Here is a 16446-nt window from a genome sequence, read left to right as displayed (position 1 = left end):
AAGCATGGATCCATTCTTATTTTTATAGATAAACAAAATTTATTTTAATATTTTTGATTTTTTGACAAGATTATAATGAGACATTAAAAAAGGAGCTGCCGCTGATGATGCGACAGTTCCTTTTTAATATTATTAAATATTTGCGAAACTCTCTTTATCTTTTATTAAACTGTGCAGATATAACAAATAACACAACATATAATCAGTTTCAAAACTATTTAAGTCTCATTCTATAGACAACCGGCTTATCACTCTTTACAAATGGGGCTTTTATTATCATTCTGTCATCTTCCCTGATAAACTCAGGCTGCTCATCATAACCGAGTGCGGTAAATTCTTCAATGATACCGTGGAAGTCTTTGCTGTTTTCTCCCATGCTCTTTACGATTATGTCCTCTCCATTCTGCTTCATAGGTATTATGTAGATGCAGTCCGCCTTACAGGTAAATCTTATATCCTCAGATGTAAAGTCTTTTCTGCCCTCCTCCGAGAACATTCCCTCTACTACCTCGGTACTGCCCTCCTCCTGCACTCTCCACGGATGAGTTCCATATATTGCTTCACCGTTTACATCCATCCACTCTCCGATTTCTTCCATTATCTTTATTTCTTCATCACAGATGGTTCCATCTGCTTTCGGTCCTACATTGAGTAAGAGGCAGCCATTCTTGCTGACAATATCAACAAGATCCTGCAAAATATCACTTGATTTCTTAAATCTGTTCTGCTCAGTATAACACCACGAATTAAATGCCATTGATGTGTCAGCCTGCCAGTAGAATGGCTTTGCTTCTGAAAAGTGACCTCTCTCCATATCAAGTATTCCCGTTCCCAGCATCATTGCATCATGCTTGTATGAAATACCTACTTTCATGTTCCATTCCTCTGCACGATTATAATAATATGCGGCAAATTTCTTTAAATACTCTTTTACTGAATCATGTTGTATCCACCAGTCAAAATAGACCATTGACGGCTTGTATTTTTCAACAAGCTCACAGTTTCTTGCAAGCCAGTCCTCAAGAAATTCCTTTGGAGGTGCAGGACTGAAAAGATCCTGATTGTCAGGTTCAGGCATTGCCGGCCAGTAAAAGTCACCTAGTTTCATAGGCTGTTTTATATCACTCTCAAACTCGCAGCCATGTCCCATAAAGAAAGCGTGCTCAACTCGATGATTTGACTCGCAGAAAACAAGTCCCTCATCCTGTATTGCCTCTTTAAGTTCTCCTAAGACATCCCTTCTCATAGCCTTTTTTACGCTTGTCCACTCACTTATCTCACTGTCATACATCTGAAATCCGTCGTGGTGCTCGGCAACAGGCATAATATATTTTGCCCCTGCTTTTTTGAACAATTTAACCCACTCTTTAGGGTCAAACTTTGGTGCAGTAAACATTGGTATAAAGTCCTTATATCCAAACTTTGTATGCTCGCCGAAAGTTTCTCTGTGGTGTTTCCACTCCTCCATATCCTGAATATACATATTTCTTGAATACCATTCATTGTTGAAGGCAGGAACACTGAAGAGTCCCCAGTGGATAAAAATTCCAAACTTTGCATCCCTGAACCACTTTGGTGCTTCATATTCAGACAAGGAAACCCAGTCAGGCTTATAAGGTCCTTTTTCTATTACTTCGTCAACAATCTTTAAATATTTTTCCTGTACTGTCATTCAACTCCTCATTTCTGCACATGCTTTTTTGTGCCTATCAAATTTGTGTCAAGTGTGCGCAGACACTATTCCAAATATTATCTTACACCTAATACAGCCTGCCATACTACATTAATAATTCAAAATATTTTATATTAAATTTATTTGCTCTCTTCTTTAACTCGAATAAGGTTCATCATCTCCGGTTTCTCGCTCAGAAGTATCCTAACAAGTTCTCCCGGATGAGGGCAACTCTCGACTTTCTCACCTTTTTCATTTTTCATGTCGAGCACTTTTACCATCACATTTTCACCCGATGGCTTCATTATCTCTATCTCATCACCAACACAGAATTTATTTTTCTGTTCAATAAGTGCATATCCTTCTTTATCAATATCCCTTATTATTCCTAAAAATACATACCCCCTTACATATGTGTTATTGTCATATATCTGAGTCTCATGAGTAGTAGGTCCATAGAAAAATCCTGTTGTGAACTGTCTGTAAGTACATTTTGAGATTTCTTCCATATAATATTCTTTCTTTGACTCATAAAGCTTTGGTGACTCAAAATAATCGTCAATCGCCTGACGATATGTTCTTGCAACATCTGCAACATATAATGCTGTTTTCATTCGTCCCTCTATCTTGAAACTGTCGATACCCGCATCTACAAGGTCAGGAATATGTTCTATCATGCAGAGGTCTTTTGAATTAAAGATATATGTTCCTCTCTCATTTTCTTCGATAGGGAGATACTCACCCGGTCTGCTCTCCTCAACAATATGATATTTCCATCTGCAAGGGTGTGTGCAGGCTCCGAGATTTGCATCCCTGCCCGTAAAATAATTGCTCAAAAGACATCTTCCCGAATATGAGATACACATTGCACCATGAACAAATGTTTCTATTTCTAAGTCATCAGGAATATTTGCTCTTATCTCCTTAATCTCTTTTACGGAAAGCTCTCTCGCCGAAACAACTCTCTTTGCACCTAATCTCTGCCAGAAAAGATAATCGGCATAATTTACATTATTTGCCTGTGTGCTTATGTGAATTTCAATCTCAGGACATACTTCCTTTGCTATGGTAAACACACCAGGGTCTGAAATTATAAGTGCATCAGGTTTTATCTCTTTTAATTCCTCAAAATATTTTCTGACACCCTCAAGATCTCTGTTGTGTGCCGTGATATTTGCCGTTATAAATACTCTTTTTCCGTACTTGTGTGCAAATTCTATTCCGGCTTTTATATCCTCGTTTGAAAAATTCTTTGCCTTTGCCCTTAATCCATACATTTCTCCGCCGATATATACTGCATCTGCACCATACATAACGGCAACCTTTAAAACATCAAGACTGCTTGCAGGTACAAGCAGCTCCGGTTTTCCATTTGCTAACATATATTTTCCCTGCTAAAATTTATAGCTTTTCCTTTCTTTAACTCTTATGATGTTTAATTTTTTCTCAACTGATGCCAAAGATTATTTTTATCCCTGCATCATTTTGCCAGTTTCCATGTCTTATTCTTTTTTTCTGTCCGCCCGGATTACCTGTGACAAAGCCGCCCCATCACCAACAGGCAATACTACCGTCTTAAACCTTTCCGAATGTGTCAGAAAATAAAGATACTCTCTCATCCTGCCGTGTATCGTCCTGTCACGCTTTGTGATGGCATATCTTGACTGTATTATATCTCCATCCTGAAGTACATTGTCTGTCACTAAAAGTCCATCATCAGTAAGCATATCAAGAACCGGTTCAAGGAAATTAAGATACTGCCCCTTAGCTGCATCCATAAAAATAAAATCATATTTTCTTCCCTCAGCGGCAAGCTTTTTAAGAACATCAACCGCATCTCCCTCATACAAAGTTATCCTGTCATTCTTCCCGTATCTCTCAAAATTTTCTTTAGCACATTTAATCCTTATCGGAACTTTTTCTATCGTATCTATAATTGTATCTTCCGGCACATATTCACTCATAAACATACTTGAAAAACCGACTGCGGTACCTATCTCAAGCACGGCATTCGGTTTTTTCATTTCTAAAAGGAATGATATAAGTGACTGCATCGAACGCCTTATTATAGGCACTTCATCAGCTAATGCCGCTTTTTCAACTTCCTTTAAATATTTTGGTATGTCCCATGATATTGAATCAATATATGTCGATAATCTTTCATCGATGATCAAAATCTTTTCCTCTCTTTTTATTCACTTTGAGTAAGAATGTCAAGTATCTCCTCATATCCCATGCTCGTATTTAATGTATAAATTCCAGGTTTTAACTTAATCTCATCCTTGTCCATCAATCTTGTTCTAGCATAAAATGAATATTTATTTACTATGAGTCCTTTATTATAAAGAGTGTCCGCAACTTTATGCATAGATTCACCTTTTGACACGGAAAACTCTTTATCCGTCCCCGGTGCTTCCTCCACCACAACAGGCCCATATATCTCATAACCAAGATTGTAAAATGCCCTGCAGGCGTGAAAAAGTATAAAAATTATAAACAAAAATACAAGTATATTTACAAGAAACAGTAAACCTCTGCATAAAAGCTTCAATGCCTGATCTGATTTTTTGTTTTTTTCCATACCTATCCCTCCAAAAAACCAGTCTCGATATTTATCTGTTCGAGATAACGCTCCTGAATTTCTCTTATCATCATGCAATATTGATGTTCTGCTGCAAAATATTCATTTGAAAGCCCTATATTTAGCAGATCTGAAAAACGTTTCTGCAGCTCATTATTTTCCTGAATAAAATTTTCATTATCCGAAAGCTGCAGGGCGAGGCTCTGTCTTCTATAATCACATATTCTGCCATATAATTCCGGCTCATTTTTTACTTTATTTAAAAGTGTCTGATACTGATTATATTCTTTTGTTGACTTTATAGTATCTATCAATGTGTTTAAAGCATCCTCAATCTCTCTCATAAAACCTTTTCCTCCCCACAGCTCTAAAATCAGGCTACAATAAAAATGTTACCGTTCGCACCTATGATGCGGGCAATACAAAAATCTACTCAACTTCCATGATTATAGGTAATATCATTGGATTACGCTTCATCTTCTTCCAGAGATAATCACTAAGACTGTCTTTTATCTCGGTCTTTATCTTGCTCCAGTCTGAAACCTTATTGTCAAGGCATCTCTCAAGTGCCGCATAAACGATACTCTTTGCTTCATCCATAAGATACTCTGACTCCCTTACATAGACAAATCCTCTTGAAACAATATCTGGTCCTGCAAGAAGCTGGTTTGTATATTTTTCAAGTGTAAGCACGATAATGATAAGACCATTTTCTGAAAGATGCTGTCTGTCTCGTAAAACGATATTTCCAACATCACCTACACCGAGTCCGTCAACCATGATTCCCTGTGCCTGTACTTTACCGATGAGTGTTGCTCTCTCCTGTGTGAGTTCAAGAACATCACCTGAAGATAAAACTATTGTATTTTCCTTTGGTATGCCCATCCCCTGTGCAAGCTCTGCATGAGCTTTAAGATGCTGATATTCACCGTGAACCGGAATAGCATACTTAGGTCTTGTAAGAGAATATATAAGTTTTATCTCCTCCTGCGAAGCATGACCCGATACATGAGTATCCTGTACGATTACTTTTGCACCTTTCTGTGCGAGTTCGTTTATAACCTTTGATACATTTTTTTCATTTCCCGGAATTGGTCGTGAACTGAATATAACAGTATCTCCCGGCTCTATGCTGACTTTACGGTGAAGATTTGCTGCCATTCTTGAAAGAGCCGCCATAGCCTCACCCTGACTTCCTGTTGTTATAAGTACAAGTTTTTCCGGCGGATAATTCTTCATCTGCTCCATTTCTATAATTATATTTTTAGGAACATCAAGATAGCCGAGCTCTGCCGCTGTTGAGATAACATTTACCATACTTCGTCCCTCAACGACAACTTTTCTTCCGTATTTTTCGGCTGAATTTATTATCTGCTGTACTCTGTCAACATTTGAAGCAAATGTCGCTACTATAATCCTGTGCTTTTCATTGTCTGCAAAAATATTATCAAATGTCTTTCCCACTGTCCTCTCCGACATTGTGTAACCCGGCTTCATTACATTTGTACTGTCACACATAAGTGCGAGTACACCTTTTTTACCAAGTTCCGCAAATCTCTGAAGATCTATAGTTTCTCCGTTTACAGGAGTATAATCTACCTTAAAGTCTCCGGTGTGAACTACTATTCCTGCCGGTGAGAATATCGCAAGTGCTGCTGCATCTGATATACTGTGGTTCGTTCTGATAAATTCTATTCTGAAACATCCGAGATTTATCGACTGACCGTACTTTACAACTTTTCTCTTAACCGGTTTTGGAAGAACATGCTCCTTTAACTTGTTTTCGATAAGTCCCATAGTCAGCTTTGTCGCATATACAGGTACATTTATCTCTTTAAGCACATAGGGAAGTGCACCTATATGATCCTCGTGTCCGTGTGTTATCACAAAACCTTTAACTTTATCTATATTTTCTTTAAGATATGTTATATCCGGTATAACAAGGTCTATACCAAGCATTTCATCTTCCGGAAATGATAACCCGCAGTCTACTACAACTATGCTGTCATCATACTCAAATGCCGTGATATTCATTCCGATCTGTTCAAGTCCGCCAAGCGGTATTATCTTAAGACCTTTGCCAAGTGGTGCATCTTCTTTTTTCTTTGCTCCCCTTGTCTGTGTTCTTTTTACTGCTGCCGGTTTATCATTAGTTGTCTTTCTTCTTGGTCTTCCCGGTCTTTTGACAACTTTTTCTTCAACTTCAATATTCTCATTTTGAGAATTTTCTGTCTCCGGATTTTTATTATTACTATTCAATCTTTTTCCCTGCCTTTCTGTACTAACCTTCAAAGTCCACATCATCTAATAATTCCGCAAAAACCTTTGAAAGTGCATTTATTTTTTCTTCATCTTCGACCATCTCGTAAAAACTGTCGTTTTCGTTCTCAGAAACTTCTCTAAATATATATGCATCCGCCTCATCTTCCTCACTGTCCGTTACAAGAAGATAATTTTCACCTGCTATCTTAGTTTCTTCTACCACAAAAAAAGGAACTTCCTCTCCCTCATCTGTTGTAAAATAAACAACTTTGCTTTCCTTGTTTTCTTCCATATTTAATTGTATCCTTTCATTAATTCCGTTCTAAACCGTCTAAATAACTCTGTAAGATCAATGATGCCGCCATCTTGTCAATATACTGCTTTCTGTTCTCTTTACGAACCCCTCCCTCAGCAAGTACATTGTCAGCCTGAACGGTCGTAAGCCTCTCATCCTGATAGATAACCTCAAGACCACTTCTTCTCTCCACCATCTCGCCAAACTCTCTCGTCTTTTCGCAGCGGTCACCCTCCTCATTATTGAGTTTTTTAGGCAGACCGATAACAACCTTATCAATATCATAATCTTTCATAAGGCTTTCGATTCTTGCAAGAGTCTGTCTGAGTTTAGCAGGTCGCTCGCGCCGTATCGTTTCGATAGGCTGTGCCGTAAGAAGCATCTCATCACTTATCGCAACACCAACCGTCTTTGCACCATAATCAAGACCCATTATTCTCATAAATTCACCCATTCAATCTTTCTATATATTCAATTTTATAAATTCGCACTCATTATCTGTTTTACGAAGTTTTGCAGAAACTTTTTAATATCTTGTACCTGTTATATGCACTTATACCTAACGAAGTTTCGCAGAAACTTTTTAATATCTTGTGCCTGTTATATGCACTTATACCTAACGAAGTTTCGCAGAAACTTTTTAATATCTTGTACCTGTTATATGCACTTATACTTAACGAAGTTTCGCAGAAACTTTTTAATATCTTGTACCTGTTATATGCACTTATACCTAACGAAGTTTCGCAGAAACTTTTTAATATCTTGTGCCTGTTATATGCACTTATACCTAACGAAGTTTCGCAGAAACTTTTTAATATCTTGTACCTGTTATATGCACTTATACTTAACGAAGTTTCGCAGAAACTTTTTAATATCTTGTGCCTGTTATATGCACTTATACTTAACGAAGTTTCGCAGAAACTTCTAATAACAACAACTTTACTTAAAGTTGTTGTTTATATAGTCCTCCAGCAAAAGCTCGATTATCTCATCTCTCTCTACACGCCTGATAAGACTTCTGGCACCCTTGTGGCTTGTGATATATGTCGGATCTCCACTCATGACATAACCGACTATCTGGTTTACAGGGTTGTACCCCTTTTCTGTAAGAGCTTCATATACTCTTGCTATAACATCTTTAACTTCTATTACCTGGTCTTTCTGTACTTTAAAATATTGTGTATTGTTTATTTCCTGCATAAAGGCAACTGCCCTCCATTTCTTTTCACGTTCAAAATATATATTTATATACTAATATATCCCGTAAAAAAAAACAACATAATTTTTTAAATGTTATCATTTATTTTTCCAAGAATTATATCATCATCATCTGCTTTTCCGATGATTTCAACATCAGTTATAGTATTGCATTTACTCTGCGCATCCTTGATTTCATCGGCATTTACGGCAATTCTTATATATCTCTCATTATATCCTATGATATATTTTTTACCGCCAATTTCTGTTATCTCCTCAAATAAAACTTTTTCATTTTTCTTAAGTGCCCTGTCCATATATTCATTTTCCAGACGCTTTTCACATTTAAGAAGTCTATCACTTCTCAATGATTTTTCATGTTCGGTTATCTGTCCGTCCATCCTGTCTGCGACAGTCCCCTGTCTTCTTGAATACTTAAACACATGAATCTGTGCAAAACGCACTTCTTTGGCAAACTGAACAGTTTCTAAAAATTCTTCCTCTGTCTCCATCGGAAAACCTACTATTATATCAGTCGTTACTGCCGGATTTTCAAAATATTTTTCTAATATCTTTACACCGTCTAAATATTCCTGTGGTGAATAATGTCTGTTCATCCTCTTCAAAACGCTCTCACTTCCGCTTTGTAGTGAAAGATGAAAGTGAGGACAAATCGTTTTTATCTTAGAAAGTCTGCTTGCAAACCCGTCAGTGATTATCCTCGGTTCAAGCGAGCCAAGTCTTATCCTCTCCACACCCTCAACGCTGTCTATCGTTTCAAGTGCTTCAAGCAGCGGTTTACCGGCTTTTTCAAGAAATTCCCCTGATTTTTTTCCATTTACTCCATATGACGAAAGATGTATTCCGGTTACAACTATCTCTTTATAACCTGCTGCCGCAAGCTTTGTAACCTCATCCCTTATATCCTCAAGAGACTTACTTCTCAATGGTCCTCTCACATATGGGATTATGCAGTATGTGCAATACTGATTGCAGCCATCCTGTATTTTAATATACGCTCTTGTGTGTTCCTCTTTAATTGCTGCTTCAGACATATTTTCATGAACTAAGCTATTTAACTGTATATCTGCATGACAATTATTTTGAGCATCCTGTTCTAAAGTCTGACCGTTTATCTGATATAATTTTTCTAAAACTATCTCTACAAGATTATCCTTGTCGCTATTTGATATAAAAAGGTCAACACTCTCATCCACTTCACCCTTTGCCCTTGCAGAATCAACATAACAGCCGGTGGCAACTACGACAGCTTCCGGATTTAAGCGTTTTGCCCGGTGAAGCATTTTTCTGGATTTTCTGTCAGCTATATTAGTAACCGTGCAGGTATTTATTATATAGGCATCTGCTTCCTCATCAAAAGCTACAACGCTGTGACCTTTTTTTTCAAAATTAATCTTCATTTTTTCCGTTTCGTAAGAATTTACCTTACATCCTAATGTTAAAAAAGCTACACGCACTTTTTTCCTCCTGATATTTTATATGTAAACTATTTTTTACAGTTCAACCTCACATTTTTCTGTAAACTCTACTATATTTTTCACCTTATTTTTGTAACATATCACAAATTTTTTTGTTCTTTCCGTATTTATTGTCGTTCTAATGGTAACTATACACACACTACAGACCATTTTTTTGGCAACATTGTATATTGACTTTTCACTGTTCAATGTCTAGTATTATATGTGAACAAAATATAAGGGAGGTAGTTAGTATGAAAACCGTAAAGATTTCTTTAAACTCTATCGACAAAGTAAAGGCATTTGTAAATGATGTAACTAAATTCAACACAGATTTTGATTTAGTTTCAGGAAGATATGTTATCGATGCAAAATCTATCATGGGAATTTTCAGTCTTGACCTTTCAAAGGCTATCGACTTAAACATTCACGATGATGACAACATGGATGATATCCTTAAAACATTAGCACCTTACATCGTTGAGTAAAAGAGTTTGTCAACAATGACACAACAGTTTATACTAAACACCGGGAAGGCTATGCCTTCTCAATTTAAAATTTAAAATGTAATTTCAGAGAACACCTTATGATACATATTATTCATATCTTTGGTGTTCTCTTTTATCTGTTATTCTTTATAATTTTTCTTTATGAATTATATATTATTATTTTCCGATTTCGATTATCTCAATAGTATCAAGAGCTTCTTTTACCATCTCATCAATCTTCTCGGTAAGATTTTCCTCTGATTTGTTTATCGCTTTAAGATTTGGTTTTGTGACAGGATGTTTTGCAACAAATATCGTACAACAGTCTTCGTATGGCTGTATAGAAGTCTCATATGTTCCGATTTTCTCTGAAATGTCAACTATATCCTGCTTGTCAAATGCTATAAGCGGTCTGTAAACCGGTATGTCACAAACTTCATTTGTAGCTGCCAGACTCTGCATAGTCTGGCTTGCCACCTGACCTATGCTCTCTCCCGTAACAAGACCAAGACAGCCGTTTTCTTTGGCAAGATGCTGTGCTATCCTCATCATATATCTTCTCATTATGATAGTGAGTTCCTCATGAGGACACTGCTCATAAATATACATCTGAATGTCAGTGAAATTGACAACATGAAGTCTTATCTTTCCTGTATATCTTGAGACAAGTTTTGCAAGGTCTACAACTTTCTGTTTTGCTCTCTCACTTGTGTATGGTGGGGCATGGAAATATACCGCATCTATCCAGACACCTCTCTTAGAAATCATATATCCCGCAACGGGACTGTCGATTCCTCCTGATAGAAGAAGCATTGCTTTTCCTGCAGTTCCAAGAGGCATACCGCCTATTCCCTTATATACCTTTGAATAAATATAGGCTTTTTCTCTTATCTCCACCCATATATAAACATCAGGATTGTGCACATCTACCGAAAGTTCCGGAAAACGGTCAAGAAGATAGCCGCCCATCTCAACACACACCTCAGGTGATGTGTACGGATAATGCTTGTCACTTCTCTTTGATTTTACCTTAAATGAAAAATCGCATTTATCGTACTGTTTTTCTACGAAGTCTCCTACCGCCTTTGTCACATTGTCCCAGTTTTTGTCCTCGACAACCTCGACCGGACTTATTCCTGCAAGACCAAACACTCTTTGTAAAGTCTCGATAACTTCATCAAAATCAAAGTCACCATCAGCCTGAACAAACACTCGTCCCGATTCTTTTTGAACCGTAAAATCACCGTCTATACCGGAAAGTCTTAATCTTATCTGATCGCATAACGCATCTTCAAATTTATAACGGTTCTTTCCCTTAACGCCTATCTCCGCGTATTTTAATAAAAATCCCTGTGCCATCTTTTCCTCCATTTATTTACTGTTTAATAAATCTCTTAAGTATCGGAAGCTGTTTTTTTAGTACCTCCAATGCATACTCAACCTGTTCTTTTGTCGTTTCTACCGAAAAACTGAACCTTATCGTGGAATCGAGAAGTTCATCACTTACACCTATTGCTTTTAATGTACCGCTAAGTTCGGGATGATTTGATGAGCACGCCGAACCTGACGATACATAAACACCTTTTGCCGCAAGTGCATGAAGAAGCACCTCACTCTTTATCCCGTAAAACGATGCACTAACGACATGAGGAGCAGTCTCTTTTATATCAATACCGTCTATTCCATTTATAACAACACCACACGAGCCGTCAGCACATTTATTGTCATCACCTATCTTGTAAAGACCTTCAATAAGTATCTTCTTTAATTCATAAAGTTTTTCTGTCTTTTCACTGTGCCCCCCATATATGAGCTTTGCCGCAAGTCCAAGTCCTGCTATTGCCGGAACATTCTCAGTTCCCGAACGCATACCTTTCTGCTGTCCCCCACCAAAGATTATAGGCCTTATCTTTGTGTTTTCTTTTATATATAAAAATCCGCTTCCTTTAGGTCCGTGAATTTTATGACCGCTTACTGACATAAGATCTATGCCCATTTTTTTAGGCACTATCTTATATTTGCCGTATGCCTGTATCGCATCCACATGAAAGAGCGTATTTTTATTTTTGCTTTTAATTATCTCAGATATTTTTTTTATATCCTCAACTGCACCCATCTCATTATTCACAAACATAATTGAAACAAGAACCGTATCATCCCTTATGGCTTCTTTCAGTTCTTCCAAATCAATATGACCGAGCCTGTCCACCTTAAGATAAGTCACCTCGTAACCCATCTCCTCAAGAAATGCAAGCGGCTCATGGATTGACGCGTGTTCTATTCTTGTCGTTATTATATGCTTTCCTGCCCTTTTATTTGCCATAACAGTGCCAATAAGAGCCATATTGTTTGACTCTGTTCCGCCCGATGTAAATACAATCTCTTTTGGCTGGCATTTAAGCGTTGCTGCTATATTTTCCTTTGCCTCATTTATATAATTTTCTGCCTCCATTCCCTTTGTATGCTTTGATGACGGGTTTCCAAAATCAGTCATCATAACTCTTTTAACTATGTCACAAACCTCCGGGAATGTCTGTGTTGTGGCAGCATTATCAAGATAAGCCTCCATTTGTCTTATTCCTCCGTACCTAGTCCTGCATCTCAAACATCATTATTGAAACAACCGCTATTCCGGCAGTCTCCGTCCTTAATATCCTCTTACCGAGAGATATAGGCTTTATCCCTCTTGATACAGCCTCTTCAACTTCTTCTTTTTCAAAACCGCCCTCCGGTCCGATAAAAATTCCAACTGATTTTTTCGTGCAGCCTTCTTTTACTATTTCTCTTGACTTTTCTATTCCGTCCTGTAACTCATATGGTATCATATTGTACTCTAAGCCGCACGCAATGTCAAATGCCTCTTTGATATTTACAGGATTTGTCACTTCCGGAATAATCCCCCTGCCACTCTGTTTTGCGGCTGCTTCTGCTATCGTCTGCCAGCGTTTTGCCTTTTTGTCGGCCTTTTTATCATCAAGCCTCACAACGCACCTTTTCATTGCTACGGGAACTATCTTGGACACACCGAGTTCAACCGCCTTTTGAATGATAAACTCCATTTTGTCTTTCTTAGGAAGTCCCTGAAACAACACTATCTTACATGGAAGTTCGGTATCCGAGTCCTGAACCTTCTCAATATTAAGCACTACCCTTTCAGAAGATATATCACTTATCCTTGAAACATAATCCATTCCTTCTTTGTCACAGGCAATTATCCAGTCGCCCTTTTCAAGCCTTAAAACATTTTTTATATGATTTACATCCGTCCCATCTATATAAACTTTATCATCTGTAATCTGCTCTTTGGATACATAAAAACGATACATATTTTTTCCTTTCATTACATAAAGATACAGGCATGACAGAATTTTTATCCATACATGCCTGTATTTTTATTTTTACTTTATTCTGCGATTTCCATTCATTTATATATTACAGTCCAGTGAACACCTGCTGTTTAAGAACAGTAACATAAGCTTTACATAAGACCGTTAAACCAGTTATTGCTGTTTGCAAATGTAGAATACGCACCACTGTAAGTATATGTAGCAGCATGCCCCATTGTAAATGCTGCACTATTGGCAAGTCCGAAACTTTCACCTGCCTTTGAAGATATGGTATCTCCGAGTGAACCAACACCACTGAACAATGTCTTTAACACATTTACATCAGTTTTTTTCAAGGTATCCTCATCAAGTGTAAGTTTATTGTCCTTTCCGATACTGATTCCGCTCTTTGAAAGAAGCACTGAATTTGCACTTGTATTATTTACCATGCTGACACTTCTTCTTAATATTCCTGTTGAGTCAACTTTTGAACTTGAATCAACATAATTGTTATATGCTTCTACAAATCCCTTTACCGCACTTGTGATGGCATCCCTGTCATAGTCCTTATTGCCATCCTTGTCCGTTTTCTTTTCGTATAATGAAGAGTCAGACAATTTTGATAATGACTCCTTTAACTTAGTTGAATTTGTCTTTACCTCAAGTAAAGCCGACTTAGAATCAGAAGCCGATGATGTGCTGCTGCCCGATGCCGTACTGTCTGTTTTTTGTGAAGCATAATACGCTGTCAAAAGTTTCTTATATCCACCGGACTTTATCATGGCGTAATCGCCAAGTAATGAACTTGTATTGCCAAAAATTGATGATGCTGAATTCTGTGTGCTATTGCTGCTGTCGGCAAAGAACATACTGCCTGCACCATTTATTGAAAATATTGATGACATAATGATCACACTCCTTTTATTTTTTCCGCCTGATTATCTATATTTTATATCGTCTGTTTTTTAATAAACTTTATCTTTTTTTGCTTTTTGCTCTTTTTCTATTGTTTGACAACGCCCCGCCTTTATTACCTGCTCTATCACTTATTTTGGCATTTTTATTACCTCTGCCGTTTGTTCCATTTGATGCATAATTTTTTCTATTTCCATACATATTTTCCAAACCGGTATTTCGTCTGTCAGACTTTTTGCAGCCATTCGCTTTTTTACCTGGTCTGTCATTTGTTCCTGACTTTTCTCCCGACCTTAAACCGCTTCCTGACCTCGATTTTTTCTCCCACGCTTCTTCCCTCCATTTTTCCTTTCTCGGTCTTATAAGACATTTTTCATCAAAACCGATAAGATCCTCCCTGCCGGCTTTTATAAGTGCTTCTTTTACAAGATCATAATTCTTAGGATTTTTATACTGTATAAGTGCCCTCTGCATAGCCTTTTCGTGAGGATTTACAGGTGTGTAAACTTTTTTCATTGTTCTTGGATCAACACCCGTATAATACATACAAGTTGATATTGTCGACGGTGTCGGATAAAAATCCTGTACCTGTTCAGGCATATAACCTAAATCCCTAAGATGAACCGCAAGCTCCACGGCTTCTTTAAGTGTAGAACCCGGATGTGATGACATAAGATAAGGCACGACAAACTGCTTTTTACCGACTTTTTTATTTATCCTGTCATATCTTCTCTTAAATGCTTCATACACGGCATTTTCAGGTTTTCCCATATTTCTAAGAACTTCATCGGATATATGCTCCGGTGCAACCCTTAACTGACCGCTTATATGGTACTCACAAAGTTCTTTTAAGAATGTATCATCACTGTCTGCCATTATATAATCAAACCTAAGACCTGAACGCACAAAAACTTTTTTTACTCCGTCAAGTTTTCTGAGTTTACGCAAAAGCTTAAGGTAATCGCTGTGGTCAACTTTAAGATTTGGACACGGTTTTGGAAAAAGACACTGCCTGTTCATACATACACCGTGCTCAACCTGTTTGTCACACGCTCTCCCCCTGAAATCAGCCGTCGGACCTCCGACATCATGTATATACCCTTTAAAATCCGGCTCTTTTATCATCTGCTTTGCTTCTGCTATTATCGATTCATGGCTTCTTGTTTGCAAAACCCTGCCCTGATGAAATGTAAGTGCACAAAAACTGCAGCCCCCAAAACACCCTCTGTTGCTTGTAAGACTAAACTTTATTTCAGACAAAGCAGGTACACCACCGTCTTTCTCATACATCGGGTGATATGCCCTCATATACGGCAATGCATACACATCATCCATTTCAAGCTGTGTAAGCGGTCTTGCCGGAGGATTTTGCACCACATAAAGATGGTCGTTATACTTTTCCACAAGTCTGCTCGCCGTAATAGAGTCTGTATTACAATACTGTATATAAAAACTTTTTGCATACTCAAGCTTATCATTCTGCATCGTCTCAAAATCAGGCAATGTTTTTGCATCATAAACACTATCCAGATTTTTAGCTCTGTAAACAGTTCCGTTTACAAAAGTAATATCCGACACATCAATCCCGCTTTCAAGAGCATCTGCTATCTCGACAACCGAAAGTTCACCCATTCCGTATATACATATATCCGCCTGCGAATCGACAAGTATCGAATGTTTAAGTTTGTCAGACCAGTAATCATAATGAGCAAGTCTCCTAAGACTCGCCTCAATACCTCCGATAATAATAGGCACTTTCTTATAAACTTTTCTTATAAGATTGCAATAAACAATAGTCGCATAATCCGGTCTTTTTCCTATAACACCACCCGGAGTATATGCATCCGAACTTCTCCTCTTTTTAGATACGGTATAATGATTAACCATCGAATCCATATTGCCTGCCGACACAAGAAAACCAAGTCTTGGCATACCAAACACTTTGATACTCTCCTCATCTTTCCAGTCAGGCTGTGCGATAAAACCTATCTTATATCCGTGACTCTCCAAAACCCTCGTAATAATAGCTGCACCAAAAGACGAATGATCCACATAAGCATCACCGCAGATGTAAACAAAATCAACCTGTTCCCAGCCACGCCTAAGCATATCCTCTCTGCAAACCGGCAAAAAATCTCTCTCATCATTATCGTAACTCATCTATAAAAACCTCATTTCTAATCTTTTAACATTGTAACCTTTCAGCCATAAAAAGATAATCGGCAATACAAT

16 protein-coding genes are annotated in these 16446 nt (G+C 37.7%); 1 reads left to right on the top strand and 15 read right to left on the bottom strand.

Features of this window, described 5'->3' with window-relative positions; translation table 11 throughout:
* Window positions 1-214: 214 nt before the first annotated feature.
* The 10 genes from DW721_RS01620 to mtaB all read right to left on the bottom strand — a co-directional run bounded on the left by DW721_RS01620 (window position 215) and on the right by mtaB (window position 9485).
* Window positions 215-1672: an alpha-L-fucosidase gene (locus tag DW721_RS01620; protein ID WP_118744580.1), complete on the bottom strand. Its 1458-nt coding sequence runs from the start codon at window positions 1670-1672 to the stop codon at window positions 215-217.
* A 140-nt stretch (window positions 1673-1812) separates the two neighbouring features.
* Window positions 1813-3054: a U32 family peptidase gene (locus DW721_RS01615; protein ID WP_118744579.1), complete on the bottom strand. Its 1242-nt coding sequence runs from the start codon at window positions 3052-3054 to the stop codon at window positions 1813-1815.
* A 120-nt stretch (window positions 3055-3174) separates the two neighbouring features.
* Window positions 3175-3846 carry an O-methyltransferase gene (locus DW721_RS01610; protein ID WP_022014741.1) on the bottom strand — a complete coding sequence of 224 codons (672 nt, stop codon included), beginning with the start codon at window positions 3844-3846 and terminating at the stop codon, window positions 3175-3177.
* A 17-nt stretch (window positions 3847-3863) separates the two neighbouring features.
* Window positions 3864-4253, bottom strand: a complete 390-nt coding sequence (locus tag DW721_RS01605; protein WP_118744578.1) for an endolytic transglycosylase MltG — start codon at window positions 4251-4253, stop codon at window positions 3864-3866.
* Window positions 4254-4255: 2 nt separating this feature from the next.
* A complete protein-coding gene (locus DW721_RS01600) occupies window positions 4256-4597 on the bottom strand; it encodes a YlbF family regulator (RefSeq protein ID WP_118744577.1) in 342 nt (113 codons plus the stop codon).
* Window positions 4598-4682: 85 nt separating this feature from the next.
* Window positions 4683-6320, bottom strand: coding sequence for a ribonuclease J (locus DW721_RS01595; RefSeq protein WP_055945594.1), 1638 nt, complete (start codon window positions 6318-6320; stop codon window positions 4683-4685).
* 214 nt (window positions 6321-6534) lie between these two features.
* Window positions 6535-6807: a DUF1292 domain-containing protein gene (locus DW721_RS01590; protein ID WP_118498148.1), complete on the bottom strand. Its 273-nt coding sequence runs from the start codon at window positions 6805-6807 to the stop codon at window positions 6535-6537.
* 19 nt (window positions 6808-6826) lie between these two features.
* Window positions 6827-7264 carry a Holliday junction resolvase RuvX gene (gene ruvX / locus DW721_RS01585; RefSeq protein WP_022014736.1) on the bottom strand — a complete coding sequence of 146 codons (438 nt, stop codon included), beginning with the start codon at window positions 7262-7264 and terminating at the stop codon, window positions 6827-6829.
* A gap of 485 nt (window positions 7265-7749) precedes the next feature.
* Window positions 7750-8010: an IreB family regulatory phosphoprotein gene (locus DW721_RS01580; RefSeq protein WP_022014735.1), complete on the bottom strand. Its 261-nt coding sequence runs from the start codon at window positions 8008-8010 to the stop codon at window positions 7750-7752.
* A gap of 86 nt (window positions 8011-8096) precedes the next feature.
* On the bottom strand, window positions 8097-9485 hold the full coding sequence (gene mtaB / locus DW721_RS01575) for a tRNA (N(6)-L-threonylcarbamoyladenosine(37)-C(2))-methylthiotransferase MtaB (protein ID WP_118744576.1): 1389 nt from the start codon (window positions 9483-9485) through the stop codon (window positions 8097-8099).
* 254 nt (window positions 9486-9739) lie between these two features.
* Between mtaB and DW721_RS01570 the strand changes: the two genes are divergently transcribed.
* Window positions 9740-9973, top strand: a complete 234-nt coding sequence (locus tag DW721_RS01570) for a PTS HPr phosphorylation site (protein WP_022014733.1) — start codon at window positions 9740-9742, stop codon at window positions 9971-9973.
* 177 nt (window positions 9974-10150) lie between these two features.
* On the opposite strand, the gene thiI is transcribed toward DW721_RS01570, so the two are convergent.
* The 5 genes from thiI to DW721_RS01545 all read right to left on the bottom strand — a co-directional run bounded on the left by thiI (window position 10151) and on the right by DW721_RS01545 (window position 16374).
* Window positions 10151-11332 carry a tRNA uracil 4-sulfurtransferase ThiI gene (gene thiI, locus DW721_RS01565; RefSeq protein ID WP_118498145.1) on the bottom strand — a complete coding sequence of 394 codons (1182 nt, stop codon included), beginning with the start codon at window positions 11330-11332 and terminating at the stop codon, window positions 10151-10153.
* A gap of 16 nt (window positions 11333-11348) precedes the next feature.
* Window positions 11349-12542, bottom strand: a complete 1194-nt coding sequence (locus tag DW721_RS01560; protein WP_118744575.1) for a cysteine desulfurase family protein — start codon at window positions 12540-12542, stop codon at window positions 11349-11351.
* A gap of 19 nt (window positions 12543-12561) precedes the next feature.
* Complete coding sequence (locus DW721_RS01555; protein WP_055943989.1) at window positions 12562-13299, bottom strand: 16S rRNA (uracil(1498)-N(3))-methyltransferase; 738 nt, start codon at window positions 13297-13299, stop codon at window positions 12562-12564.
* A gap of 152 nt (window positions 13300-13451) precedes the next feature.
* The gene (locus tag DW721_RS01550; protein WP_022014729.1) at window positions 13452-14204 is read right to left on the bottom strand and encodes a hypothetical protein; all 753 of its coding nucleotides are present in this window, start codon (window positions 14202-14204) and stop codon (window positions 13452-13454) included.
* A 70-nt stretch (window positions 14205-14274) separates the two neighbouring features.
* Complete coding sequence (locus tag DW721_RS01545) at window positions 14275-16374, bottom strand: YgiQ family radical SAM protein (protein ID WP_118744574.1); 2100 nt, start codon at window positions 16372-16374, stop codon at window positions 14275-14277.
* Window positions 16375-16446 lie beyond the last annotated feature (72 nt).

This window comes from Clostridium sp. AM27-31LB (genome assembly GCF_003480745.1).
Classification (GTDB): Bacteria; Bacillota; Clostridia; order Lachnospirales; family Lachnospiraceae; genus Butyribacter; species Butyribacter intestini.
This window is presented reverse-complemented; position numbering and strand designations above follow the sequence as displayed.

Bases quoted from the DNA above. Each gene is read 5' to 3' on its own strand.
- DW721_RS01550 (WP_022014729.1), bottom strand. From the start codon at position 14,204: ATGTCATCAATATTTTCAATAAATGGTGCAGGCAGTATGTTCTTTGCC.
- DW721_RS01620 (WP_118744580.1), bottom strand. From the start codon at position 1,672: ATGACAGTACAGGAAAAATATTTAAAGATTGTTGACGAAGTAATAGAA.
- thiI (WP_118498145.1), bottom strand. From the start codon at position 11,332: ATGGCACAGGGATTTTTATTAAAATACGCGGAGATAGGCGTTAAGGGA.
- DW721_RS01545 (WP_118744574.1), bottom strand. From the start codon at position 16,374: ATGAGTTACGATAATGATGAGAGAGATTTTTTGCCGGTTTGCAGAGAG.
- DW721_RS01605 (WP_118744578.1), bottom strand. From the start codon at position 4,253: ATGGAAAAAAACAAAAAATCAGATCAGGCATTGAAGCTTTTATGCAGA.
- DW721_RS01590 (WP_118498148.1), bottom strand. From the start codon at position 6,807: ATGGAAGAAAACAAGGAAAGCAAAGTTGTTTATTTTACAACAGATGAG.
- DW721_RS01570 (WP_022014733.1), top strand. From the start codon at position 9,740: ATGAAAACCGTAAAGATTTCTTTAAACTCTATCGACAAAGTAAAGGCA.
- DW721_RS01600 (WP_118744577.1), bottom strand. From the start codon at position 4,597: ATGAGAGAGATTGAGGATGCTTTAAACACATTGATAGATACTATAAAG.
- DW721_RS01560 (WP_118744575.1), bottom strand. From the start codon at position 12,542: ATGGAGGCTTATCTTGATAATGCTGCCACAACACAGACATTCCCGGAG.
- DW721_RS01580 (WP_022014735.1), bottom strand. From the start codon at position 8,010: ATGCAGGAAATAAACAATACACAATATTTTAAAGTACAGAAAGACCAG.
- DW721_RS01615 (WP_118744579.1), bottom strand. From the start codon at position 3,054: ATGTTAGCAAATGGAAAACCGGAGCTGCTTGTACCTGCAAGCAGTCTT.
- DW721_RS01555 (WP_055943989.1), bottom strand. From the start codon at position 13,299: ATGTATCGTTTTTATGTATCCAAAGAGCAGATTACAGATGATAAAGTT.
- ruvX (WP_022014736.1), bottom strand. From the start codon at position 7,264: ATGGGTGAATTTATGAGAATAATGGGTCTTGATTATGGTGCAAAGACG.